The sequence below is a fragment of the Sphingopyxis sp. BE235 genome (assembly GCF_031457175.1).
Lineage (GTDB): Bacteria > Pseudomonadota > Alphaproteobacteria > Sphingomonadales > Sphingomonadaceae > Sphingopyxis.
This window is the reverse complement of sequence record NZ_JAVDWC010000003.1, coordinates 68,252-90,235: the sequence shown is the minus strand read 5'-3', so window position 1 is coordinate 90,235 and position 21,984 is coordinate 68,252. Positions and strand designations below refer to the sequence as shown.

At 65.8% G+C, this 21,984-nt stretch carries 23 protein-coding genes; 14 read left to right on the top strand and 9 right to left on the bottom strand.

The window, feature by feature from the left end; translation table 11 throughout:
- Positions 1 to 64: 64 nt before the first annotated feature.
- Complete coding sequence (locus J2X38_RS13985) at positions 65 to 1,399, bottom strand: acyltransferase (RefSeq protein ID WP_310255470.1); 1,335 nt, start codon at positions 1,397 to 1,399, stop codon at positions 65 to 67.
- Positions 1,400 to 1,623: 224 nt separating this feature from the next.
- Between J2X38_RS13985 and parC the strand changes: the two genes are divergently transcribed.
- Complete coding sequence (parC, locus tag J2X38_RS13980; RefSeq protein WP_310255032.1) at positions 1,624 to 3,927, top strand: DNA topoisomerase IV subunit A; 2,304 nt, start codon at positions 1,624 to 1,626, stop codon at positions 3,925 to 3,927.
- An 89-nt stretch (positions 3,928 to 4,016) separates the two neighbouring features.
- Positions 4,017 to 5,699, top strand: a complete 1,683-nt coding sequence (locus J2X38_RS13975; RefSeq protein ID WP_310255030.1) for an EAL domain-containing protein — start codon at positions 4,017 to 4,019, stop codon at positions 5,697 to 5,699.
- Here J2X38_RS13975 and J2X38_RS13970 read toward each other — a convergent pair.
- The 4 genes from J2X38_RS13970 to J2X38_RS13955 all read right to left on the bottom strand — a co-directional run bounded on the left by J2X38_RS13970 (position 5,672) and on the right by J2X38_RS13955 (position 8,919).
- On the bottom strand, positions 5,672 to 6,880 hold the full coding sequence (locus J2X38_RS13970) for a CCA tRNA nucleotidyltransferase (RefSeq protein WP_310255027.1): 1,209 nt from the start codon (positions 6,878 to 6,880) through the stop codon (positions 5,672 to 5,674). The genes J2X38_RS13975 and J2X38_RS13970 overlap by 28 nt on opposite strands.
- Positions 6,877 to 7,461 carry a CoA pyrophosphatase gene (locus tag J2X38_RS13965; RefSeq protein ID WP_310255025.1) on the bottom strand — a complete coding sequence of 195 codons (585 nt, stop codon included), beginning with the start codon at positions 7,459 to 7,461 and terminating at the stop codon, positions 6,877 to 6,879. Before J2X38_RS13965 ends, J2X38_RS13970 begins: the two co-directional genes overlap by 4 nt.
- Positions 7,461 to 8,045 (bottom strand): DUF1285 domain-containing protein, encoded by a 585-nt coding sequence (locus J2X38_RS13960; protein WP_310255023.1) that lies wholly within the window; start codon positions 8,043 to 8,045, stop codon positions 7,461 to 7,463. Before J2X38_RS13960 ends, J2X38_RS13965 begins: the two co-directional genes overlap by 1 nt.
- 370 nt (positions 8,046 to 8,415) lie before the next feature.
- Positions 8,416 to 8,919, bottom strand: coding sequence for an N-acetyltransferase (locus tag J2X38_RS13955; RefSeq protein WP_310255021.1), 504 nt, complete (start codon positions 8,917 to 8,919; stop codon positions 8,416 to 8,418).
- Between the two features lie 89 nt (positions 8,920 to 9,008).
- Between J2X38_RS13955 and J2X38_RS13950 the strand changes: the two genes are divergently transcribed.
- Both J2X38_RS13950 and J2X38_RS13945 read left to right on the top strand, forming a co-directional pair.
- A complete protein-coding gene (locus tag J2X38_RS13950) occupies positions 9,009 to 9,380 on the top strand; it encodes a dihydroneopterin aldolase (protein ID WP_310255019.1) in 372 nt (123 codons plus the stop codon).
- A complete protein-coding gene (locus tag J2X38_RS13945; RefSeq protein WP_310255017.1) occupies positions 9,377 to 10,138 on the top strand; it encodes an SDR family oxidoreductase in 762 nt (253 codons plus the stop codon). The genes J2X38_RS13950 and J2X38_RS13945 overlap by 4 nt, the downstream gene beginning before the upstream one ends.
- A 137-nt stretch (positions 10,139 to 10,275) precedes the next feature.
- On the opposite strand, the gene J2X38_RS13940 is transcribed toward J2X38_RS13945, so the two are convergent.
- The gene (locus J2X38_RS13940) at positions 10,276 to 11,709 is read right to left on the bottom strand and encodes an NAD-dependent succinate-semialdehyde dehydrogenase (protein WP_310255015.1); all 1,434 of its coding nucleotides are present in this window, start codon (positions 11,707 to 11,709) and stop codon (positions 10,276 to 10,278) included.
- Positions 11,710 to 11,845: 136 nt separating this feature from the next.
- On the bottom strand, positions 11,846 to 12,445 hold the full coding sequence (locus J2X38_RS13935; protein ID WP_310255013.1) for a TIGR02466 family protein: 600 nt from the start codon (positions 12,443 to 12,445) through the stop codon (positions 11,846 to 11,848).
- 46 nt (positions 12,446 to 12,491) lie between these two features.
- Between J2X38_RS13935 and J2X38_RS13930 the strand changes: the two genes are divergently transcribed.
- Both J2X38_RS13930 and J2X38_RS13925 read left to right on the top strand, forming a co-directional pair.
- Positions 12,492 to 13,412, top strand: coding sequence for an SMP-30/gluconolactonase/LRE family protein (locus J2X38_RS13930; RefSeq protein ID WP_058539670.1), 921 nt, complete (start codon positions 12,492 to 12,494; stop codon positions 13,410 to 13,412).
- Between the two features lie 9 nt (positions 13,413 to 13,421).
- The gene (locus J2X38_RS13925) at positions 13,422 to 14,111 is read left to right on the top strand and encodes a VIT family protein (RefSeq protein WP_310255011.1); all 690 of its coding nucleotides are present in this window, start codon (positions 13,422 to 13,424) and stop codon (positions 14,109 to 14,111) included.
- On the opposite strand, the gene J2X38_RS13920 is transcribed toward J2X38_RS13925, so the two are convergent.
- Complete coding sequence (locus tag J2X38_RS13920; RefSeq protein WP_310255009.1) at positions 14,108 to 14,491, bottom strand: DUF488 family protein; 384 nt, start codon at positions 14,489 to 14,491, stop codon at positions 14,108 to 14,110. The two genes, J2X38_RS13925 and J2X38_RS13920, sit on opposite strands and share 4 nt — an antisense overlap.
- 56 nt (positions 14,492 to 14,547) lie before the next feature.
- Here J2X38_RS13920 and J2X38_RS13915 point away from each other — a divergent pair, with 56 nt between their 5' ends.
- Genes J2X38_RS13915 through J2X38_RS13905 form a run of 3 tightly spaced genes read left to right on the top strand, consistent with a single transcriptional unit; the run spans position 14,548 to position 16,778 of the window.
- Positions 14,548 to 15,651 carry a DUF2855 family protein gene (locus J2X38_RS13915; RefSeq protein ID WP_310255007.1) on the top strand — a complete coding sequence of 368 codons (1,104 nt, stop codon included), beginning with the start codon at positions 14,548 to 14,550 and terminating at the stop codon, positions 15,649 to 15,651.
- A 47-nt stretch (positions 15,652 to 15,698) separates the two neighbouring features.
- On the top strand, positions 15,699 to 16,103 hold the full coding sequence (locus J2X38_RS13910; RefSeq protein ID WP_310255004.1) for a hypothetical protein: 405 nt from the start codon (positions 15,699 to 15,701) through the stop codon (positions 16,101 to 16,103).
- Between the two features lie 15 nt (positions 16,104 to 16,118).
- Complete coding sequence (locus tag J2X38_RS13905) at positions 16,119 to 16,778, top strand: HAD-IA family hydrolase (RefSeq protein WP_310255002.1); 660 nt, start codon at positions 16,119 to 16,121, stop codon at positions 16,776 to 16,778.
- Between the two features lie 180 nt (positions 16,779 to 16,958).
- On the opposite strand, the gene J2X38_RS13900 is transcribed toward J2X38_RS13905, so the two are convergent.
- The gene (locus tag J2X38_RS13900) at positions 16,959 to 17,852 is read right to left on the bottom strand and encodes a LysR family transcriptional regulator (RefSeq protein WP_310255000.1); all 894 of its coding nucleotides are present in this window, start codon (positions 17,850 to 17,852) and stop codon (positions 16,959 to 16,961) included.
- 90 nt (positions 17,853 to 17,942) lie between these two features.
- Here J2X38_RS13900 and J2X38_RS13895 point away from each other — a divergent pair, with 90 nt between their 5' ends.
- The 5 genes from J2X38_RS13895 to J2X38_RS13875 are packed head-to-tail and all read left to right on the top strand — an operon-like array spanning position 17,943 to position 21,980.
- Positions 17,943 to 18,653 carry a CoA transferase subunit A gene (locus J2X38_RS13895; RefSeq protein ID WP_310254999.1) on the top strand — a complete coding sequence of 237 codons (711 nt, stop codon included), beginning with the start codon at positions 17,943 to 17,945 and terminating at the stop codon, positions 18,651 to 18,653.
- Positions 18,653 to 19,540 (top strand): HAD family acid phosphatase, encoded by an 888-nt coding sequence (locus tag J2X38_RS13890; RefSeq protein ID WP_310254997.1) that lies wholly within the window; start codon positions 18,653 to 18,655, stop codon positions 19,538 to 19,540. Before J2X38_RS13895 ends, J2X38_RS13890 begins: the two co-directional genes overlap by 1 nt.
- The gene (locus J2X38_RS13885) at positions 19,540 to 20,190 is read left to right on the top strand and encodes a CoA transferase subunit B (protein WP_310255467.1); all 651 of its coding nucleotides are present in this window, start codon (positions 19,540 to 19,542) and stop codon (positions 20,188 to 20,190) included. The genes J2X38_RS13890 and J2X38_RS13885 overlap by 1 nt, the downstream gene beginning before the upstream one ends.
- Positions 20,183 to 20,632 carry a hypothetical protein gene (locus J2X38_RS13880; protein WP_310254995.1) on the top strand — a complete coding sequence of 150 codons (450 nt, stop codon included), beginning with the start codon at positions 20,183 to 20,185 and terminating at the stop codon, positions 20,630 to 20,632. Before J2X38_RS13885 ends, J2X38_RS13880 begins: the two co-directional genes overlap by 8 nt.
- Positions 20,633 to 20,675: 43 nt before the next feature.
- Entirely contained in the window at positions 20,676 to 21,980 is a 1,305-nt protein-coding gene (locus tag J2X38_RS13875) for a serine hydrolase domain-containing protein (protein WP_310254993.1), read from the top strand.
- Positions 21,981 to 21,984 lie beyond the last annotated feature (4 nt).

Below are 21,984 nucleotides of genomic sequence, written 5' to 3'. Positions count from 1 at the left end.
CGAGGAGGCTACGGCCGTTCTCCACTCCATAGCGGATCAGCATTCGCCGCCACCGCCCCGCGCATCATATCCGCGATTGCGTCAGCCGATGGATTGGGCCGAATTGCGCAATTGCAGCGCCCACAAAGGGCAGCGCAACGAGCCAGAGGCGCACGCCGGTGACGCCGAGCGGGCTCGCGATGCTGATCGCCGCGGTGGCGCCGAGGCCGGCGCAGATGAAGAGCAGCCCGACGATCAGGCGCCAGTGCGGCACCTCGCCGCGGTCCTTGCTCGCGCGTTCGTAGCGCGCGAAGAGCGTGATCAGCGGGAAGAGCGCCGCGATGTAGAGTAGGAACCAGACCGGTCGCGCGAGCCACCATGCGGCGCTGCCGGGCTGCACATCGAGCCCGATGCCGCCGAGCAGCCACGCCGCGACCATCACGAGCACGAAGGCGGTGAGGTGCCAGAGGTAGATCGTCATGATCATGCCGTTGACGAGCACGACGCCGGTCCAGATGCGGAGATTGTCGAGCATCCGCCGCGCCGCGGGTTCGAGCGCGAGCGCAAAGCCCGCCTGTGCGATGCCGAGCGCGAGCAGCGCGAGCGTCGGGGGCATCGAGTTGCTGAGGCCGCTTCCCGGTACACCGATCATCGCGACCGGATAGGGGCCGAAGCCGACGAGCAACGCAAGCGCGATCAGCCCGCCGATGCCCCACAAGAGCGCCCTGCCCGGCGCCAGCCGCCCCTCGCTCCACGCGAAGCCGAGTTGGTGGATCGCAAGCCAGACGAAGGCGAAATTGAGGAAATTGACGTACGGCACGTCGAAGCGCAGCGCCGCGACGTCGATCGCCACCGCGCCCGCGACGAGCGCCCAGAAGGAGGCGAATCCCCAGCGTTTCCATGCCTTCCACGTCAGCGGCACGACCGCCGCAACCATCAGGTAAACCGACAGGAACCACACCGGGATCAGCGCGAGCTGCGCCGCCATCGCGACGATACCGCGATCGATCCCCGCGAGCGTCCCGAACATCGCGACGAGCGTCCAGATCAGGAATAGCGGGAGCACCGGGTTGATCAGCCGTTGCAGCCGCCCGCTATACCAGCTTTCGTAGCTGCCGCCCTTGCGCAGTGTCGCCGCCCACGACATGCCGTTCGAAAAACCGCCGACGAGGAAGAAGAGCGGCATCACCTGGAAACCCCAGGTCAGCCACTGCGTCCACGGCAGGATGCCGAGCAGATGCCCGCCCTCGACCGCGCCGTCCTTCATATAGGGCGCGGCGACGAGCCAGTGACCGACGACGACCGCGAGGATCGACAGCGCGCGGAGGAAATCGACGTAGCGGTTGCGCTCGGGCGGCGCCTGCTGCGCCATCTCCCTGGCCCGCGACCAGATGCTTTTGCGAGTTGCGGCAGCTCCCATTTCGGTCAAAAAATTTCCTCCCTCGTAAGCCCGGTTCTTTCTTCGTCATTCCCGCGAAGGCGGGAATCCCGCTTTCTTCATTGGAGCCAGAGAAGCGGGATTCCCGCCTTCGCGGGAATGACGGGTGTTGTTGACGTCGGAACCTAGTGCGGCTTCGCGTTGGCACAAGAGCGAAGACGCTTCGCCTTTGCCTTGGCGCGCCAGCCTTGCTATCGCGCCCAACAATGGCCAGCACGACAGACGACCTTCCGCCTTCAGAACCCGTCCCCGGCATGACCGATACCCCGTTCGACAGCGCGCTGTCCGAACGCTATCTCGTCTATGCGCTGTCGACGATCACCGCGCGTTCGCTTCCCGATCTGCGCGACGGATTGAAGCCCGTCCACCGCCGCCTGCTGTGGGCGATGCGCGCGATGCGGCTCGACCCGAGCCAAGGCTACAAGAAATCGGCGCGCGTCGTCGGCGACGTCATCGGTAAATTCCACCCGCATGGCGATGTTGCGGTCTATGACGCGATGGTCCGCCTCGCGCAGGATTTCTCGCTCCGCTATCCGCTCGTCGACGGCCAGGGCAATTTCGGCAACATCGACGGCGATAATGCCGCCGCCTACCGTTATACCGAGGCGCGGCTGACGCGCGTTGCGGTCGACCTGATGCAGGGGCTCGACGAGGGCACGGTCGATTTCAAGCCGACGTACAATGGCGAGGATGAAGAGCCCGAGATCATGCCCGGCCTCTTCCCGAACCTGCTCGCCAATGGCGCGAGCGGGATCGCGGTCGGCATGGCGACGAACATCCCGCCGCACAACGCCGCCGAGGTGATCGACGCCGCGCTGGTCCTGATCGAGAACCCGCGCGCCGAGCTGTCCGAGCTGCTCGAACATGTCAAAGGCCCCGATTTTCCGACCGGCGGCATCGTCGTCGACAGCGCCGAGACGATTGCGCATGCCTATGAAACCGGGCGCGGCGGTTTCCGCGTTCGCGCGCGCTTTTCGACCGGCAAGCTGGAGACAGGCAGCTGGGAAGACAGCGGGATCGAGAAGCAGCCCGGCGGCACCTGGCAGCTCGTCATCAGCGAAATTCCGTACGGCGTCGCGAAGGGCAAGCTGATCGAGCAGATCGCGCAGCTGATCGCCGACAAGAAACTCCCGATCCTCGAGGATGTTCGCGACGAAAGCGCCGAGGACCTGCGCATCGTCATCGAGCCCAAGAGCCGCAACGTCGACCCCGACATTCTCAAGGAAAGCCTGTACCGGCTGACCGACCTCGAAAACCGCTTCGCGCTCAACCTCAACGTCCTCGACGCGACGCGTACACCGAAGGTGATGGGGCTGCACCAGCTGCTCACCGAATGGCTGCAGCACCAGATCGTCGTGCTCGTCCGCCGCGCGCAGCATCGTATCGCGAAGATCGACGACAGGCTGGAGCTGGTCGCGGGCTATATCATCGCCTTCCTCAACCTCGACCGGATCATCGAGATCATCCGTACCGAGGACGAGCCGAAACCGGTGATGATCGCCGAATTCATCCTGACCGACCGGCAGGCCGAGGCGATCCTCAACATGCGGCTGCGGAGCCTCCGCCGGCTCGAGGAAATGGAGCTGAAGCGCGAGCAGGCCGACCTGACTGCCGAGCGCGAGGAGCTGGTCAAGCTGGTCGAGAGCCCGGCGCGGCAGAAGACCCGGCTGCGCAAGGATCTGGAGAAATTGCGGGCGGTATATGGGCTCGAAACCCTGCTCGGCGCCCGGCGCACGACGATATCCGAAGCGGCGCCGGCGCGCGACATTCCCCTCGACGCGATGATCGAGAAGGAACCGGTGACGGTGATCCTCTCGAAACGCGGCTGGATTCGCGCCCAGCGCGGGCATGTCGCAGCGGACCAGTGGGCCGAATTCAAGTTCAAGGAAGGCGACGAGCTGTTGTTCGCCGCGCACGCGCAGACGACCGACAAGCTGCTGATCGCGGCGAGCGACGGGCGTTTCTTCACCGTCGGCGCCGACAAGCTGCCCGGTGGGCGCGGTTTTGGCGAACCGCTGCGCCTGATGGTCGACATCGACCCCGAGGCGCGGATCGTCGCGATGATCCCGGCGAGCGCCGATGGCCGGCTGCTGCTCGCCTCGACCAGCGGCCACGGCTTCGTCGCGCAAATGGCCGAAGTCGTCGCCGAAACGCGCAAGGGCCGCAACGTCGTCAACCTCAAACCCAAGGCCGCGCTCGCCATCGTGCGGCCGGTTCTGGCGAGCGACGACAGCGTCGCGGTGGTCGGCGAAAATCGCAAGCTCGTCGTCTTCCCGCTCTCCGAAGTGCCAGTGATGGCGCGCGGGCAGGGCGTGATGCTGCAACGCTACCGCGACGGCGGGCTGTCCGACGCGGTCAGCTTCGCCTTTGCCGACGGATTGAGCTGGGCGATGGGCGGCGACACCGGCCGCACGCGCACCGAGACCGACCTGGCACCGTGGCGCGTCGCGCGCGGCGCCGCCGGACGGATGCCTCCGACCGGTTTTCCGAGGAACAATCGTTTCGGCTGAACGTATTTCGTTATTGCCGTAAATCCCTTCTTTACTTCCCGTGACCTAGGCATTGGGCAATGGGGAAAGGTCGCACAAAACCCTCTGTTATGCCTATCGATAGAACCGGCGAAGACCGGCCCTTATTGTTCGTCGGCTGGATCGACGCGTTGCCCGTTCCGGCCGCGCTGATCAGACCGATGGCGCGCGGCAATTTCCGGCTCCATGCAAGCAACGCCGCGTTCGACCGGTTGAGCCTGTCGCCCGCGGGCGTCGAGGCGCCGATCGAAATGCTGCGCGCGATCGAGCGCGCATCGCAATATACGGACGAATCGCAGGAATTTTCCTGCCAGCTCGGCGAAGGGCCCGCGGCGCGCGACCTGCGCGGCTCGATCGGCCCGCTGCCCACCGAATCGGGCGATGACGGGCTGTTCCTGCTGACGCTGATCGACCGGACGCAGGAGATGATGACCGAGCGCAACCTGCGCCGCGAGCTGGTTTCCGACAGCCTGACGGGCCTTCCCAACCGCGCCGGGTTCGAGGAACTCGTCGAACAGCGCTCGATCACCGACGTCGGCGCCGCCGACCATGCGATCCTGCTGCTCGACCTCGCACGGTTCAGCCGCATCAACGAACATATCGGGCCGATGGCCGGCGACGAGCTGATCATCACCGTCGCGCGGCGGCTGAAATCGAGCCTGCGCAGCGGCGACATATTGGCGCGCACCGGCGGCGACGAATTCGCCATATCGACGCGCGTCGTGGGCGGCCGCGCCGATGTGCGCGAAATGGCGCGGCGCATCCGCGGTTGTTTCGACCACCCCTTCCGGATCGGCGAATTGAAGGTCAGCGTCGACTGCGCGCTCGGCTGCGCGATCCAGCCGGCAGCTGACACCGATGTCGCCGATCAGATCCGCCACGCGCAGATCGCGCTCAAACGCGCGAAGCAGACCGATCGCATCGAAATCTATGAACCCGAAGCCGCGATGCTGTCGGACAACCGGTTCGGGATGGAAACCGAGCTGCGCAACGCGATCGAGGAAGACCGGCTCCACCTCGCCTTCCAGCCGCTGATCGAACTGGCGAGCGGCCGCGTTGCCGGGTTCGAAGCGCTGGCGCGCTGGGACACAAGCAGCGGCCATTCGGTTTCGCCGACCGAATTCATTCCGATTGCCGAGGATTCGGGTCTGATCGTCCCGCTCGGCCAATGGGCGATCGGCAAGGCGGCCGCGGTGCTCGCCGACTGGGACAAGCAGAATGGCGGCGGAATCGTCGACTGCTATTTCTCGGTCAATGTTTCGGCGATCCAGCTGGTGCGCGACGATGTCGCGGCGGTGGTGCGGCAAGCGCTCGAAAGCCATAAGATCGGCGGCGAACGGCTGATGATCGAACTCACCGAAAGCGCGATCATCGGCGATCCCGACCTCGCGCTGTCGGTGCTCAGCGAGCTGAAGGCGCTCGACGCGCGCGTCGCGATGGACGATTTCGGCACCGGCTATTCGAACCTCGCCTATCTCCAGCGCCTGCCGATCGACGTGCTCAAGATCGACCGCAGCTTTGTCGAACATATGGTCGACGACCGCGACAAGGTGGCGATCGTGCGTACGATCCAGAGCCTGGCGGAAGTGCTGGGCATGCGCACGACGGCCGAAGGCGTCGAGACCGCCGATCAGGCGCGGCTGCTGTCGGCGCTCGGATGCGATTTCGGGCAGGGTTTCCTGTTCGCGCGGCCGATGGACGGCAAGGACGCGCTCGATTATTGGCGTCAGTCGCTGGTGCGCCCGATCTTCTGATCGACGAGCTGCGCCACGCGCGCCGCATCAGGAAAATCCTCCGCCACCCACTCGGCCTCGACCGCTTTCAGAATGCGCGCGACCTCGGGGCCGACCGCAATCCCGCGCGCGACGATATCGCCGCCCTTGAGCGGCATTTCGGGGACGGTCCAGCCCGATAGTGCTTCGACCGCCGTGCGTGCCGAAGCCGCATCGTCCGCGAGCAGATGCACGTCGCGCGCGGCGTCGACCCCGATCGCATGCGCCAGCTGGCGGACCGGCCTGACGGTATCGGCGCGGCGTCCGCCGAGCGCGGCGAGATGTTTGCGCTGGCGCGTCGACAAGCGAAGCCGGCTCGCGACCTGTTCGGCAATGGCGGCGTCGGCGGGCAGCAGCGCCGATAGGCGGCGCAAAGGCGCGACGGCCACGCCCGCGGCCTCCTCATTGGCCACCAGCCGGTCGAACGCGGCGGCGAAGCCGGCGTCGCGTTCGGGCAGCAAGACCTCGAAAATCCCGTCGGCGGCCATTTGCCCGACAATCGCGCGCGGATCGGGCAGCGACAAGATCTTGAGCAGTTCGTCGGCGATCCGTTCGCGCGACAGGCTTTTGAGCGACTGGCGCGCGGTCACCACCGCGGCGTGGCTCACGGCGTCGAGGTCGCCGCGCCCGAAACGCGCGGCGAAGCGATAGAAGCGCAGGATGCGCAAATGATCCTCGGCGATGCGCGTCGCGGGGTCGCCGATGAACGCAACGCGCCCCGCCTGCAGGTCGGCAAGGCCGCCGAACCAGTCATCGACCGTGCCGGTATCGGGGTCGGCATAGAGCGCATTGATCGTGAAGTCGCGCCGCGCGGCATCGTCGCGCCAGTCGTCGGCGAAGGCGATGGTCGCGCGGCGTCCGTCGGTCTCGACGTCGCGGCGCAATGTCGTGATTTCATGATGGTCGCCGCTGGCGATCGCGGTGACGGTGCCGTGCGCGATGCCGGTCGGAATGACCTTGATATCGGCCGCCTCGAGCCGCCGCGTTACCTCCAGCGGCAGCAGCGGGGTTGCGAGGTCGATGTCGGTGACGGCGAGATCCAGCAGCGTATCGCGCACCGCGCCGCCGACGATCTTCACCGCGCCGCCATCGGCGGCCAGCGCAGCGACGATGCGCCGCAGTCCGGGCCGATCGCGCCACTCGGCGGCGGGCAGCGCGGTCACCGGTGCCACCCCGCCGGCATCCGCCGCGCCAGATTGATGATAATTCCCGCCGTCACGCCCCAAATCCGTCGCCCCTGCCAGTCCATGTCATAATAATGGCGGTCGTGCCCCTGAAAATTCGCGTGCTGGCGCGCGTAATTGTCGGGATCGAACAGGATGTCGAGCGGCACCTCGAACCAGTCCTCGACTTCGTCGGGATTGGGATCGAGCGGCAGGTCGGGCGGGATGACCCCGAGCACCGGGGTGATGATATAGCCGCTGCCCGAACGATAGGGTTCGGTCACGCCGGCGACCATCACGTCGCGGCGGCTGAGGCCGATTTCCTCCTCCGCCTCGCGCAGCGCCGCGTCGATCGCGTCGCGGTCGCCCGGATCGATCTTGCCGCCGGGAAAGGCGACCTGCCCCGCATGACTCCTCAGCCATTGCGGCCGCTGGGTCAGGATGACGCCGGGGTCGGGCCGGTCGGTGAAGGCGATGAGCACCGCGGCATCGCGCAAGGTCGGGGCGCCGAGATAGGCTTCGTCCTCGCCCGCATCGGGAAGTAGGTTATCGAGCGCGGCGCGCAGCTTTTCGGAGAGCATCAGCCGTCGACCAACGGAAAGCGTCCGCCGTTGGACCAGATCGCTGGCTTATCGGCGTCCTCGGCGAGCGCCATCTCGACGAGCTCGTAGTAGAGCGCACGGTCGATCCGCGCTTCGAGCCCGTTGCCGATCGTGCCGCGTACGTGCAGCCGCGGGTTGGGATTGTCGGCATCGCTGCCGAAGTTCAGCGGGTGGTCGGCGCCGGCCATGACGAGATCGTCGGTATCGAGACGGAAGACCAGCTTGCGCGCGTCGCCCCCGCCTTCGCTCTTCATCTCGACGGCGCGGAAGGGCGTGTCTTCAACCGCGATCGAAAGCTTTTCGGCCGGGGTCACGAGAACATGGCTGCCGTCGGCTTCGCGCCGCAGGATCGTCGAGAAGAGCCTGACCATCGCGGGGCGATTGATGCGGCCGCCTTCGTGATACCAGCTGCCGTCGGCGCGGATTTCCATGAAGCTGTCGCCCGCGCGTTCGGGATGCCATTGTTCGACCGGCGGCAGCTTGCGCGCCGCGAGCAATTCGGCGGCTTCGGTCAGCGAGAGCTGCGAAAATTCCTTGGGAAGCGACGGTGCGGGGGTGACCATCCATCCGACATAGGAATGTGGCCGCGCAAGTAAAGCCGCACCACGCCAAGAAGTGCAAGATGCCCGGTGACGGAGACCATCGGAAAACTGCGCAACTTCATTCGCGATTGCAGTTTGCGATGGCCTCCTGAAGTGATTCCCGGCGAGAGCCGGGACCCAAAACCGCAAAGCCCGTTTCCCCGATCTGGACCCCGGCGGTGGCGCTACGCGCCGTCTGCGACTCCGCCGGGGAGCACGGAAAGGACGATCGAAGAAAACGGCTGAAAACTGCGTAACTTCATTCGCAATTCGCGTTTTGGCGTGACGGACGGAGAGCATCCCGCAAGGCTATGCCGCCCGAATAATGTAGGACAGCCATTTTTCCGGTTCGCTAACGCGGCCCGATCATGCCCGCGCCGGCCGGCAAATCGTGCCCGTTCACCGCCCGGGCGAGCAGACGGCGGCGCTCGAACGGTCCTGGCAAATCCCATTCGCCCGTCGCATCGGCCGTAAAGCCGAAGAAGCGGCCATAATATTCGGGATCGCCGATCATCATCAGCGCGCTGTCGGCCTCGGTTTCTGCGGCATCCAGCATCTGCGCCATCAATGCGCGGCCATGGCCGCCGCGCTGAACGTCGGGGCGGATCGCCACCGGACCGACCATCACCAGCGGGGCTTCGCCGCCATCGGGCGCACGGAGCGCGACCGGCCAGCACTGGATCGTGCCGACAAGCGCGCCATCCTCGACCAGCGCAAAGCTGAGTTCAGGCACCGCATCCACGCCTTCGCGGATGCGATAGGCGGTTCGTCCAAAGCGATCCGTTCCGAAAGCGGCGTCGAGGAGATCCTCGACGGCCTGCGGCTCGATATCGGACAATGGAAGTAACTCGACCAACGCGTACCCTTTCGCTAATGCGGCGGCGCTTTAGGGTCCGGCGTCGGTATTGCAAAGCCGAATGTCGCACCGCTCGACAGGATGACCGTGTGACCGATAGTTTATGGCTGGAAGTGGACGGGCTGACCGTTCAGGTGCTGACCGGCATTTATTCCGAAGAAACCCATCTGCCGCAGCCGCTGCGCATCTCGGTGCGCGCGAAGCTGGCGATGGCCGACCATTATGATCCGACGACGCCGCTGAGCGCGTCGAAAAACTATATGCACCTGAAATTCGCGGCGACCGAGGGCATTCCGAAGGATGTGCATTTCGTGCTGATCGAAAGCGTCGCCGACCATATCATCGACACTTTGTTCCTGCAGGACGACAAGGTCCACGAGGTCGAGGTCAAGATCGTCAAGCTCGCGATCGCCGAGGAAGGCGAAGAGATCGGCATCACGATGCGGCGGGTGCGGAAGTGACGCAAAAGCTCGCTCTCGTCACGGGCGGGCTGCACCGCGTCGGCGCGGCGATTTCGGCGCGGCTGGCGCGCGAAGGCTATGCGCTCGCGATCCACAAGCGCAGTCCGGGCGACGCCGATCCGGTGCTGGCCGACGCGCTGGCCGAGACGGGCGCGCGCAGCCACCGCTTCGCCGCCGACCTCGCCGATCCGGCGGCGGTCGACACGCTGATCCCCGCGGTGATCGAGAAATTCGGCCGCGCGCCCGACCTGCTCGTGAACAATGCGGCGCTGTTTGCCGAGGGCGAGTGGACAGACCTGTCGGCTGCGGCGCTCGCCGAGATGATGCAGGTCAATCATCATGCGCCGGTGATGCTGGCGAAGGCGCTCGTCGCGGCGAGCGACGGCAAGCGCCCGGCGATCGTCAATATCGTCGATCAGCGCGTTCTCCATCCAGTGCCCGACCAAGTCGCGTACAGCCTGTCGAAATCGGCGCTGTGGCAGGCGACGGCGACGCTCGCGGTCGCGTTCGGGAACCGCGCGCGGGTCAATGCCGTGGCACCGGGGCTGACGATGGCGACCGAGGATTATTCGGCGGCGCAGGTCGAGCGGCTGGCGAAGCTTATGCCGCTCGGCGCGCTGCCCACGCCGGCGCAGATCGCCGATGCGGTCGTCTATCTCGCGCGCGCGGAGGCGGTGACGGGACAGACGATCTTCGTCGACGGCGGCGCGCATCTGGCGCCGATGGCGCGCGATTTTGTGGCGTTGGAGCGGGATTGAAAATCCTCCCTGTCGCGAAGCGATGGGGAGGTGGCAGCGCAAAGCGCTGACGGAGGGGCTATGGCGCGGCCCCTCCACCACTCGCTTGGCGAGCGGTCCCCCTCCCCATGGCTTCGCCACAGGGAGGATTGGGTAGCTCAGTAAATATGCACCGCCTTGGTGACGAGATAGCCGTCGAGCCCCTCGGGCCCGCTTTCGCTGCCGAAGCCCGATTCCTTGATCCCGCCGAACGGCGTGTCGAGCGTCGAGATCATAAAGCTGTTCACCCCGACCATGCCGCTTTCGATCGTGTCCACGATGCGATTGATGCGGCGGCCATTCTCGGTGAAGGCGAAGGCCGCGAGGCCGTAGGGCAGCCGGTTCGCCTGTTCGAGCGCCTCATCCTCGGTGCCGAAGGGCCGGATCAGCGCCATCGGGCCGAAGGGTTCGTTGTTCATCGCATCGGCCTCAACCGGCACGTCGGCGATCGCGGTCGGCTGGAAGAAATAACCGTTGCCCGTCGCCTCGCCGCCCGCGATGACGCGCGCGCCCTTGGCCCTGGCATCGGCGACCAGCGCTTCCAATGCGGGGATGCGGCGCGCGTTGGCGAGCGGGCCCATCTGCGTATCGCCATCGAGGCCGCTGCCGATCTTCACCTTCGCCGTCCGCTCGGCAAAGCCCTTCACGAACGCGTCGTAGATGCCCTGCTGGACATAGAAGCGCGTCGGCGAGATGCACACCTGCCCGGCGTTGCGGAATTTTTGCCACACGACCTTGTCGAGCGTGGCTTCGAGGTCGCAATCGTCGAAGATCAGCACCGGGGCATGGCCGCCGAGTTCCATCGTGATCCGCTTCACCCCGTCGGCGGCAAGCTTCATCAGATGCTTGCCGACTGCGGTCGAACCGGTGAAGCTGACCTTGCGGATCACCGGGCTCGCCAGCAGATGCCGGCTGATCTGGTCGGGGTCGCCGTAGACGAGCTGGACGACGTCACCCGGAATGCCCGCGTCCGCAATGCAGCGCATGATCGCGCTGGTGCAGCCCGGGGTTTCCTCGGGCGCCTTCGCGATCACGACGCAGCCCGCGGCGAGCGCGGGGGCGATTTTCTTGACCATCAGATTGACCGGGAAGTTCCACGGGCTGAAGCCCGCGACCGGCCCGACCGGATGCTTGGTGACCATCGCGCGCTGCCCCGCCGGGCGCTGGAGCACGCGGCCCTCGATGCGTTTGCCCTGCTCGGCGAAATAGTCGAACAGCCCCGCCGCCGACAGCACTTCGCCGCGCGCCTCGGCGATCGGCTTGCCCTGTTCGAGCGTCAGCAAGGTCGCGATATGGTCGACGCGCTCGCGGATGATGCCGGCGGCCTTGTGCATCAGCGCGGCGCGCTCGTCGGGGGTCTTGGCGCGCCAGACGGGCCAGCCGCGGTCCGCCGCGGCGAGTGCCTCGTCGAGGTCGGCCGCCGTCGCCACCGGCAGCTCGGCAATCGTGCCCGCGGTCGCGGGGTTATAGACCGGCCGCTCGTCGCGTCCCTCGCCGCTCCGCCAGGCGCCGTTGATGAAGAGCTGGAGGTCGGCGTCGTAGGTCGCGGTCATATTATATTCCTATCCGAACCGTTCGCATCGAGCGAAGTCGAGATCCCCTCGACCTCGCACCACGCCGATGGGTGTCTCGACTTCGCTCGACACGAACGGGAATGGGGTGGTCAGATGGCGCCCATATAGGACCGGCTCAGCGATAGTTAAAGCTGATGCTGATCCGTTCGCCCTTGCCCGAATGCGGCATCACTTCGTGGCGCAGCCAGCTTTCCCAGAGGAAGACGCGCCCCGCGGCGGGCTCGGCATAAATGAAGGGCAACAGATGCTCGGGCGCATTGTCGGTGCGGCCGGGTGCGGCCATCAACATCGCGAGGCGCGGGTCTTCGAGTTTCAGCGCGCCCGATCCCGCGGGGACGGCAACGTAGAAGGTTCCCGATACGATGCTGTGCGGATGGATATGGCCGCTGTGCGTGCCGCCGGGCTTCAGGACATTGACCCACAGGCTGTCGAGCTTGAGCGGTTTCGCAAGGTCGAAGTGGCACGCCTTGGCGAACGCCTTCACTTCCTTGTCGAGCAGCTTCTTCAGATCATAGAAGGCAGGATCGCGCTCGGGCAGGTCACCGAGGCTCGCGTAGCTGGTATAGCCCTTATAGCCGTGGTCGCGGCTCCAGCGCCGGCCAGCACCATCTTCTTCGGCGAACAGGCGGCTGCTTTCCTCCAGCTCTTCGAGCAGGTCGGGCGTGCCGATATCGGCCTCGTAGAAATTGGTGGCGAAGAGCGTGCGAACGGGCATGATGGCCGCAAAGCACAGCAAGTGCGGACACGCAAGGGAGATGGGGATGGCCGAGTTTGAACTGATCGCCGACGGATTGCGCTTTCCCGAGGCGCCGGTGGTGATGGACGACGGCAGCGTCATCGTCGTCGAGATCGAGGCGAAGCGCATCACGCGCTGCTGGCCCGGCGGGAAAAAGGAGGTCATCGCGACCCCCGGCGGCGGTCCCAACGGCCTGGCGATCGGTCCCGACGGCAAGCTTTATTGCTGCAACAACGGCGGGTTCAACTATGTCGAATCGAACGGCTATCTCGCCCCGCACGGGATCGCCGACGATTATTCGGGCGGGCGGATCGAGCGCATCGATATCGAGACGGGCGAAGTCGAGGTGCTGTATAAATCGGGCGATCATGGCGTCGTTTTGCGCGGCCCCAACGACATCATGTTCGACGCGCATGGCGGCTTCTGGTTCACCGATCATGGCAAGGTCGATTATGCCGCGCGCTGCCACGACATCGTCGGCATCTTCTATGCCAAGGCCGACGGCAGCTTCATCGAGGAAGTGATCTTCCCGAGCTATAACCCCAACGGCATCGGCATCTCGCCCGACGGCAGCAAGCTTTACGCCGCCGAAACCTACACCTGCCGCCTGACCCAGTTCAACATCGTGGCGCCGGGCAAGGTCGACGATGCGGCGGGACCCGGCGGACCCGGCATCCCGCTCTATCGCCCCGCGGGCTATAAATTCTTCGACAGCCTCGCGATGGAAGCGAACGGCAATATTTGCGTCGCGACGATCGGCGAGTGCGGGATCAGCGTCGTTTCGCCGGCGGGCGAGCTGGTCGAATTCGTCGCGACCGACGATATCTTCACGACCAATATCGCCTTTGGGGGCTCCGACCGGCAGGATGCTTATTTGACCCTGTCGGGCACCGGACGGCTTGTGAAGACGCGCTGGGCACGGCCGGGGCTGCAACTGCAATATTGAAGGGCTACGATGCACGAGGAAACCCACGCCGTCACGCGGATCGGCTGGCTGCGCGCCGCGATCCTCGGCGCCAACGACGGGATCGTCTCGACCGCCAGCCTGATCGCGGGGGTTGCGGCGGCGGGCGTGTCGCAGTCGTCGATCCTCGTCACCGGCACCGCGGGGCTCGTCGCGGGCGCGATGTCGATGGCGGCGGGCGAATATGTGTCGGTAAGTTCGCAGGGCGACGCCGAAAAGTCCGACGTCGAGCTGGAGAAACGCCACCTCGCCGCCGATCCCGAGTTCGAGCTCGAGGAGCTGACGCAAATTTATCAGGAACGCGGGCTCGACCGCGCGCTCGCCGAGCAGGTCGCGGTGCAGCTGACCGAGCATGATGCGCTCGACACGCATCTGCGCGACGAGCTGGGCATGACCGACGCGATGGCGGCGCGGCCGGTCCAGGCGGCCGCCGCCTCTGCAGCAAGCTTTGCGATCGGCGCGGCGTTGCCGCTTGCAACGGTGCTCGTCGATCAGGGCGATACGCTGCCCCTCACCGTATCGGCGGCGTCATTGGTCTTTCTCGCGATCCTCGGCGCACTCGGCGCCTGGGCGGGCAATGCCCCAATGCTGCGTCCGGTCGTTCGCGTCACCTTCTGGGGTGCGATGGCGATGGCGGTGACGATTGCGATCGGATCGCTGCTCGGGACGACGGTGGGCTAGCGCCGTTCCAACCACTCACGCAACGCGACGGCGTTGTTTCGCTGCTCGCTCTTCGCGGCATAAAGCAAGGTCACCGGTCCGGCCTTCGCCGCGGCGTCGAGCGTGAAGAGCGCCGCCTTTACCTCCTCACCGCCCGCGTCGAGTTCGGCGAAATAGTCGAGGCGGAACCCATCCCATGCATCGTCCGAATCGGCGGTCTCGCCGTGGAACCGTTTGCGCAGCCCATCGCTCGGCGACAGCGGTTTGAGCCACGCCGCGAGCGCCGCCTTCTCCTTCGACACGCCGCGCGGCCACAGCCGGTCGACGAGGAAACGCGTGCCGTCGCCGGGACCGGCCGGTTCGTGGATGCGTTTGACCGCGATTGTCAGGGGCGGTGCCATCTGTATGACTATCGATCATCCCGCATTCGCGGGCAAGACAATCGGAGGGGTCCGGAATGAGCGCAAAGAGCTGGGCGATCGACATCGATCGCGACGATATTACGCAAGCCCATTTGGTCGAGGACGCCGATGCGCCGCTCGCACCGGGACAGGTTCGCGTGCACCTCGACAGCTATGCGATGACCGCGAACAACATCACCTATGCGGTGTTCGGCAAGCCCGCCGGGTTGTTCGGAAATGATCAGGGCTATTGGGATTTCTTCGCCGAGCGCGATACGCCCGGCCGCCTGCCGGTCTGGGGCTTTGCGACGGTGACCGAAAGCGCCGCCGAGGGGGTGTCGGTCGGCGACCGCTTCTATGGCTATTATCCGATGGCGGAGGGCGCGGTGCTAACCGTTGGCAAGGCGGGGCCGGGCGGCTTCACCGATGTGACGCCGCGGCGCACCACCCTGCCCCCCATCTATAATGCTTATCAGCGGATCGAGGCGCTGCCCGATTATCGCGCCGCCGACCATGATTATTGGCCGGTGTTCCGTCCGCTGTTCCTGACCGGCTGGCTGATCGCCGACCAGTTCGAGGATGAGGGCGATTATGGCGTCCAGCAGATTTTGATCGCCAGCGCGTCGAGCAAGACCGCGATCGGCCTCGGCTTCGCGCTCAAGCTGCGCACCGAGCGGCCCGAAACGATCGGGCTGACGAGCGCGGCCAATGTCGACGCCCTCGCCGCGCAGGGCATCTACGACCGCGTCATCAGCTATGACCAGATCATGACGCTGAACGCGACCACCCCCGCGGCGCTCGTCGATATGGCGGGCAATGGCGCCGTGACGCGAACCGTCCACAGCCATTTCGGAGGGCAGCTTCAGGCATCGATCGTCGTCGGCAAGTCGCACTGGGATGCGCAGGCCGATGGCGAAGGGCTGCCCGGCCCCGAGCGCCAGGGCTTTTTCGCGCCGGGCCGCAGCCAGAAGCGCATCGCCGACTGGGGCGGTCCGGCATTCGGACAGAAGATCGCCGAAGCCTGGCTGGCCTTCATGGACGTTGCGCCGCGGCTGACTTCGGTCGATAAACGCCGCGGCGGCGAGGCGGCGCTTGCCGCCTATCGGGAGATGCTCTCGGGACAGGCCGACCCCGCGAAAGGGATCGTCGTCGTTCCATGAGAGTCGTGGGGAGCAGTCCCTTTCACCGCCGCACGAAAGGACCCGCCATGCTTCGTACCCTTGCTGTCGCCGCCTCGCTCGCCTTTTCGCTTCCAACCGGAGCGGCGCTTGCCGAACCGCCGAAGGCCGCACCCGCACACAAGGCCGACCTCGCCGATCGCGTTGCCGGCACGTACAAGGGCGCGGTGGCATCCGATGCGCGCGGATCGTCGCGGGACAATGTGACGATCACCGTCACGCGCACGGGGCCGAACAAGGTCGAGATCAAATCGGACTATCCGCGCATCCCGACCGTCACCATCCCGCTCGAGCAAGCGATGGACGCGATCCTCGCCGCGAGCGGGCCGTCGGTCTTCCTGCTCGATACGGTACGTTCGCCCGACCGGCTCGACCTGACTATCGACGACGCCAGCTGGTCGGGCAATCGCGTCGCCACCCCCGCCAAGAAATAAGGTTCTTTCTCCCGCATGACTTACACGACGGTGATATTCGACTTCGGCGGCGTCATCACGGCGTCGCCGTTCGAAGCCTTCAATCGCCTTGAAGAAGAACGCGGGCTGCCGCGCGATTTCGTGCGCCGCGTTAACAGCGCCGATCCCGACGATAACGCCTGGGCGAAGTTCGAACGTGCGGAGATCGACGCCGCGACCTTCGACACATTGTTCGCCGAAGAGGCGCGCGCATTGGGGCATGACCTTGAAGGCGAAGCCGTGCTCGCGGTTATCGCGGGCGCGGTGCGTCCGGCGATGGTCGCGGCGCTCGACACGTTGAAGGATCGGGGTTTCACCATCGCGTGCATCACGAACAATGTCCCCGGCGGCAAGATGGGCGTTCTCGGCGCGGGGATGACACGCAGCGAAGAGGCCGCGATCGAGGTCGCCGATATCATGGCGCGCTTTGCGCATGTTATCGAATCGAGCAAGGCGGGGGTGCGCAAGCCCGACCCGCGGATCTATCTGATGATGTGCGAGGCGCTTGGCGTCGAACCCGCCGAGTGCATCTATCTCGACGACCTTGGCATCAACTGCAAACCGGCGAGCGCGCTCGGCATGCATGCGATCAAGGTGACGAGCGGCGAACAGGCGCTCGCCGACCTGTCGGCGGTGCTGGGGATGCCATTGCCCTGACCGGTCTTTCGATCACGCAATGAATGACGGTTTGGGGTGGTGAGTTGACGGCGAACTGCTCCACTTCGTCATCCCGGACTTGATCCGGGATCCACGACGACGGCGCAGCTATGGATCCCGGATCAAGTCCGGGATGACGATGAAAGGAAGGGCAGCTTCCGGTCGATCCTGCCGTCCGGATCAGACCACCGCCTCCGCAAGATTCAGCTTCGCCGCGCGCTCGAAGATTTGCGTTAGCACGGGCTCGGTGTCGGCGACGCGCATCGCGACCTGAAATTCGACCGGGGCCAAGGCCGGCATGCCGTCGATTGGGGCGAGCGCGCCGCTCGCGACCTCCCCGCGCACCATCGGTTGCGGAAAAATGCCGATCCCCCCGCCCGCCTTCGCGATGTCGATCATCGTGCGGGCATTGTTGCAGAGATTGAGCGATTTCTGCGCGATGCGCGACGCCGCGATCGCCTCGCGCATGCGGCCGTGGATCGGCGAATGGCTGGCGAGCGACCAGACGGGGAGCGTCGCCTCGCCGCCGGCAAAGGCCGACGCGACCGTGGGACTGGCGAGCCAGACCAGTTCGACCGCGCCGATCGGGCTCGTTTTCAGCGCGGGGTGCGCGATCGGCCCTGCGGCAAAGGCGATGTCGGTGCGCCCGGTCAATAGCTGCTGGATCAGGTTCGCGGTGAGGTCGATTTCGATTTCGAGCCCGACGCCCGGCATGTCGGCCTTCAATCCCGCGACGAAGCCAGGAAGGCAGCTCGCCGCCGCGATCTCGCCCGCGCCGATGCGCACCACCCCGCTAGCCTCGCCATATCCGCCGCTGCCGAGCAGCGCGACCTGCATGTCGCGGAGCAGCGGGTCGCAGTCGCGCACGAGCTTGCGCCCCGCTGCGGTGAGCGACATCGTGCGGCCTTCGCGGCGGAACAATGCGGTGCCAAGGCGCTGTTCGAGCTCGCGCATCCGCGCCGATACCGTCGGCTGGGTGGTGTTGAGCCGCTCGGCGGCGGCCGAAAACGTGCCGAGGCGGTCGATCCACAGCAGGGTTTCCAGATGATAGAGCGAGACGCGATTGATAGACATCGTCTATGTATAATCCAAAAATCGAACAATTAGAATTGATGGATCAAATGCGCCAAGGTCGCGCGCGACACCATATAGGAGAGCCGTCCCATGGGGCAGAAGCAATATCCCGACGCCGCCGCCGCCCTTGAAGGCCTGCTGTTTGACGGCATGCAGATTTGCGCAGGCGGTTTCGGCCTTTGCGGCATCCCCGAACGGCTGATCGACGCGATCCGCGAGGCGGGCACCAAGGATCTCACGATCGCCAGCAACAATGCCGGGATCGACGGCGAAGGGCTCGGCAAGCTGCTCCGCACCAAGCAGGTCAAGAAGATGATCTCATCGTACGTCGGCGAGAATAAAGAGTTCGAGCGGCAATATCTGGCGGGCGAGCTCGAGGTCGAATTCTGCCCGCAGGGAACGCTCGCCGAACGCTGCCGCGCCGGCGGCGCGGGCATTCCGGGCTTCTACACCAAGACCGGCGTCGGCACGCTCGTCGCCGAGGGCAAGGAAGTGAAGAATTTCGACGGGCAGGATTATATCCTCGAACGCGGCATCTTCGCCGACCTGGCGATCATCAAGGGGTGGAAGGCCGACGAGAGCGGCAACCTCATCTTCCGCAAGACCGCGCGCAACTTCAACCAGCCGATGGCGACCGCGGCAAAGATCTGCGTCGCCGAGGTCGAGGAAATCGTGCCTGTCGGCAGCCTCGACCCCGATGCGATCCACCTGCCGGGCATCTATGTGAAGCGCCTCGTCCTTGGCGCGCCGTACGACAAGAAAATCGAATTCCGCACGACGCGCCCGCGCGAGACGGCGTGATGCGCAGCCTCGCCATTGGCGCCGCGCTGCTCCTTGCAGGGTGCGCGAGCGCGCCGGCAGAGGTGGCCACGGCTCCGGCTCCGCCCGCCCCTCTGCCGGCCCCCGCACCGGCGGAAGCCGCCAAGCCGCCCGTCGCACTGCAATATCTCTATGGCTCGCCCGAGGCGGCCGTCGCGGTGCGCGCGACCAATGCGCGGATCGCCGATTATGGCGTGGGACGGATCAAGCAGCGGCCGAAGGACAGCGTTGTGCTCGCGGCGGGTGCGACGATGGACGCACCGGCGTTCGAGCCGTGCGGCGACAAGCCTTTCGCCGCGGTGTTCGACGCCGACGAGACGTTGATCTGGAACCTCGGCCCGATGCGGCATTTCGCTGAAAAAGGCACCGGCTTCGACCTTAAGGTCTGGGACCAGTGGGAAAAGAGTGGCGCGGGCAAGGCGGTCGCGATGCCCGGCAGCATCGAGATGGTGAACAAGCTCCGCGCCGCGGGGATCACCGTCATCGCGAACACCAACCGCAGCGCCGCCAATGCCAAGGGCAGCGAGGATACGCTGCGCGCCGCGGGGCTCGGCGAATTCAAGCATGGCGAGACTTTGTTCCTGATGGGCGACGACGCCGGCGGGTCGAGCAAGGACGGACGCCGCGCGACGATCGCGTCGCGCTACTGCGTGATCATCCTCGGCGGCGACCAGCTCGGCGATTTCAGCCAGCAGTTCAACGTCAAGGATTTGCCCGCCGCGCAGCGCATGGCGCTCGCCACCAGCGCGGGCGCAACCACACTCTGGGACAAGGGCTGGTTCCTTTTCCCCAACCCCGTCTACGGCCCGTGGGAAAAACTGGGCTGGGGCGACGCCTTCCCCTCCGACAAGCAATGGGAGCCGAAATGATGGCCCAAGAAACTACAGGTTGGACGCGTGATGACATGGCGGCGCGCGCCGCGAAGGAACTGCAGGACGGCTATTACGTCAATCTGGGCATCGGCATCCCGACCCTGGTCGCGAACCATATTCCTGCCGGGATGACGGTAACGCTCCAGTCCGAAAACGGCATGCTCGGCATCGGGCCCTTCCCTTATGAGGGCGACGAGGATCCCGACCTGATCAACGCGGGCAAGCAGACGATCAGCGAGTTGCCGCAGTCGGCCTATTTCTCCTCTGCCGACAGCTTCGCGATGATCCGCGGCGGGCATATCGACCTCACCGTCCTCGGCGCAATGGAGATCGCCGAAAATGGCGACATCGCCAACTGGATGATCCCGGGCAAGATGATCAAGGGCATGGGCGGCGCGATGGACCTTGTCGCCGGGGTCAAGAAGATCATCGTCGTGATGGAGCATAATGCCAAGGACGGCAGCCCGAAGTTCATCCCTGCATGCACGCTGCCGCTGACCGGCAAGAATGTCGTCGACATGATCATCACCGACCTCGCGGTGTTCAAGCGCGACGATCATGACAGCCCGTTCAGGCTGATCGAGCTGGCGCCGGGGGTGACGCCCGAGGACGTCGTCGCGAAAACGACGGCGCATTATATTGCATAATGTCGCGGCCAATCCCGGCACCACCTGGCTGATCGTCGGCGGGTGGCTGTCGGTGCTGGCCGCGCTTCTGCATATCGCCTGCATTTTCGGCGGCCCCGACTGGTATCGCTTCTTCGGCGCGGGCGAAGGCATGGCGCGTGCGGCGGCGCGCGGCGATCTGCGGCCGACGCTGATCACGCTGGCGATCAGTGCGATCCTGCTGATCTGGGCCGCCTATGCTTTTTCGGGTGCCGGTTCGCTCCCGCGCCTGCCGCTACTGAGAACGGGGCTGGTCGTCATCGCCGCTATCTACCTGCTTCGCGGACTGATCTTCGTGCCACTCCATCTGTGGCGCCCGCAACATACCGACAGTTTCGCGATCTGGTCTTCGCTGATCGTCCTTGTCTATGGTGCGGTTTATGCCGCCGGGACGTTCAAGGCGTGGGACCATCTCGCGCCCTGAGGGGTGACGGCGGCGGATGTCGCGGCTAAGACGACGGCCAATCATGAGGTCGCAGTCCAAAAACAAGTCCAGGAAGCCGGTTTTCACCTATCTCATCGCGATCCTCGCGTTGGGGTTGGCGGGCTGGTTTGGCATTCACGCGCTCGGCGGGAAGCACCCGCTCGCCAGCGTTCCGATCCCGATCAAGGCGCCCGAGAACCTGCCCGACACGCCCGCCGAATGGCGCGGCCGGATCGATTACCCGGCGCTCGACCGGCAACTCGCTGCGCTGTCGCAGCGGCCCGAAATGGCGGGGCTGGCAGTAGCGGTGGTCGAAGACGGCAAGCTCAGCTTTGTCCGCACCTATGGTGTCGCCGACAAGTCGACCGGCGCGCCGGTCACGCCGCAAACGCTGTTCCGCTGGGCGTCGGTGTCCAAGACCGCGACGGGGGCCTTGGCGGCGGCGCTGGCCAAGGATGGCAAGGTCGATCTGGACCGGTCGGTTGCCAGCTGGCGCACGTCGCTGCGCCTTCCCGGCGGCGCCGAGGAACGGATCACGGTGGGCGACCTGCTCGCTCAGCGGACCGGCCTCACCAAAAACGCCTATGACGAAAAGCTGGAGGAAGGGCAGAGCCCGCAGCTGCTACGCGCGAGCCTTGCCCTCGCACCGCTGCAATGCGAGCCCGGAACCTGCCACACTTACCAGAATGTCGCCTTCGACACGGCGAGCGAGATATTGGGCAAGGCCGCGAACGAGCTGTTCGCCGACGCGGTCGAAGACCGGTTTTTCCGCCCGCTCGGCATGGTCAGCGCGGGATATGGGATGGAGCGGCTGACGAGCGCCAAGGATTGGGCGAAACCGCACCGGGGCGCGCAGGTGCGCCCGATCAAGGAGGCCTATTGGCGCGTTCCCGCCGCCGCGGGGGTCGAAAGCGATATCGTCGATTTCGCGACCTGGATGCAGGCGATGATGGGCAGCCGTCCCGATGTGCTGCCGGGCGAGGTGCTGCAGATCGCGCATCGCCCGCGCGTCGGCACGGGGCGGCTCTATGGCGGCACCTTGCGGGCGGCCACGGGCGAAGCGGGCTATGGCCTTGGCTGGCGGAGCTTCACCTATGCCGGCGGCCGGCTCGAAGGCCATTCGGGCGCGGTCGAGGGCTATCGCGCGACGATGATTTTCGAACCTGCGACGCGGACGGGCGTCGTGGCATTGTGGAACAGCGATTGGGGATTTCCCTTCCGCATCCCGTTCACGGTGATCGACAGCTATCATAGGCGCGACGACGCGGGCTGGCTCGACCTCAGCGAACTGCCCCAGCCGGCCGGCGGCGCGGCGACCCGCCCGGTCGTCGCGAATCCGAAAGGCTAACCGC

Excerpts from the sequence above, each read along its gene's own strand:
- J2X38_RS13985 (WP_310255470.1), bottom strand. The coding sequence starts at position 1,399 with ATGGGAGCTGCCGCAACTCGCAAAAGCATCTGGTCGCGGGCCAGGGAG.
- parC (WP_310255032.1), top strand. The coding sequence starts at position 1,624 with ATGGCCAGCACGACAGACGACCTTCCGCCTTCAGAACCCGTCCCCGGC.
- J2X38_RS13975 (WP_310255030.1), top strand. The coding sequence starts at position 4,017 with ATGCCTATCGATAGAACCGGCGAAGACCGGCCCTTATTGTTCGTCGGC.
- J2X38_RS13965 (WP_310255025.1), bottom strand. The coding sequence starts at position 7,461 with ATGCTCTCCGAAAAGCTGCGCGCCGCGCTCGATAACCTACTTCCCGAT.
- J2X38_RS13960 (WP_310255023.1), bottom strand. The coding sequence starts at position 8,045 with ATGGTCACCCCCGCACCGTCGCTTCCCAAGGAATTTTCGCAGCTCTCG.
- J2X38_RS13940 (WP_310255015.1), bottom strand. The coding sequence starts at position 11,709 with ATGACCGCGACCTACGACGCCGACCTCCAGCTCTTCATCAACGGCGCC.
- J2X38_RS13935 (WP_310255013.1), bottom strand. The coding sequence starts at position 12,445 with ATGCCCGTTCGCACGCTCTTCGCCACCAATTTCTACGAGGCCGATATC.
- J2X38_RS13930 (WP_058539670.1), top strand. The coding sequence starts at position 12,492 with ATGGCCGAGTTTGAACTGATCGCCGACGGATTGCGCTTTCCCGAGGCG.
- J2X38_RS13925 (WP_310255011.1), top strand. The coding sequence starts at position 13,422 with ATGCACGAGGAAACCCACGCCGTCACGCGGATCGGCTGGCTGCGCGCC.
- J2X38_RS13920 (WP_310255009.1), bottom strand. The coding sequence starts at position 14,491 with ATGGCACCGCCCCTGACAATCGCGGTCAAACGCATCCACGAACCGGCC.
- J2X38_RS13915 (WP_310255007.1), top strand. The coding sequence starts at position 14,548 with ATGAGCGCAAAGAGCTGGGCGATCGACATCGATCGCGACGATATTACG.
- J2X38_RS13910 (WP_310255004.1), top strand. The coding sequence starts at position 15,699 with ATGCTTCGTACCCTTGCTGTCGCCGCCTCGCTCGCCTTTTCGCTTCCA.
- J2X38_RS13905 (WP_310255002.1), top strand. The coding sequence starts at position 16,119 with ATGACTTACACGACGGTGATATTCGACTTCGGCGGCGTCATCACGGCG.
- J2X38_RS13900 (WP_310255000.1), bottom strand. The coding sequence starts at position 17,852 with ATGTCTATCAATCGCGTCTCGCTCTATCATCTGGAAACCCTGCTGTGG.
- J2X38_RS13895 (WP_310254999.1), top strand. The coding sequence starts at position 17,943 with ATGGGGCAGAAGCAATATCCCGACGCCGCCGCCGCCCTTGAAGGCCTG.
- J2X38_RS13890 (WP_310254997.1), top strand. The coding sequence starts at position 18,653 with ATGCGCAGCCTCGCCATTGGCGCCGCGCTGCTCCTTGCAGGGTGCGCG.
- J2X38_RS13885 (WP_310255467.1), top strand. The coding sequence starts at position 19,540 with ATGGCCCAAGAAACTACAGGTTGGACGCGTGATGACATGGCGGCGCGC.
- J2X38_RS13875 (WP_310254993.1), top strand. The coding sequence starts at position 20,676 with ATGAGGTCGCAGTCCAAAAACAAGTCCAGGAAGCCGGTTTTCACCTAT.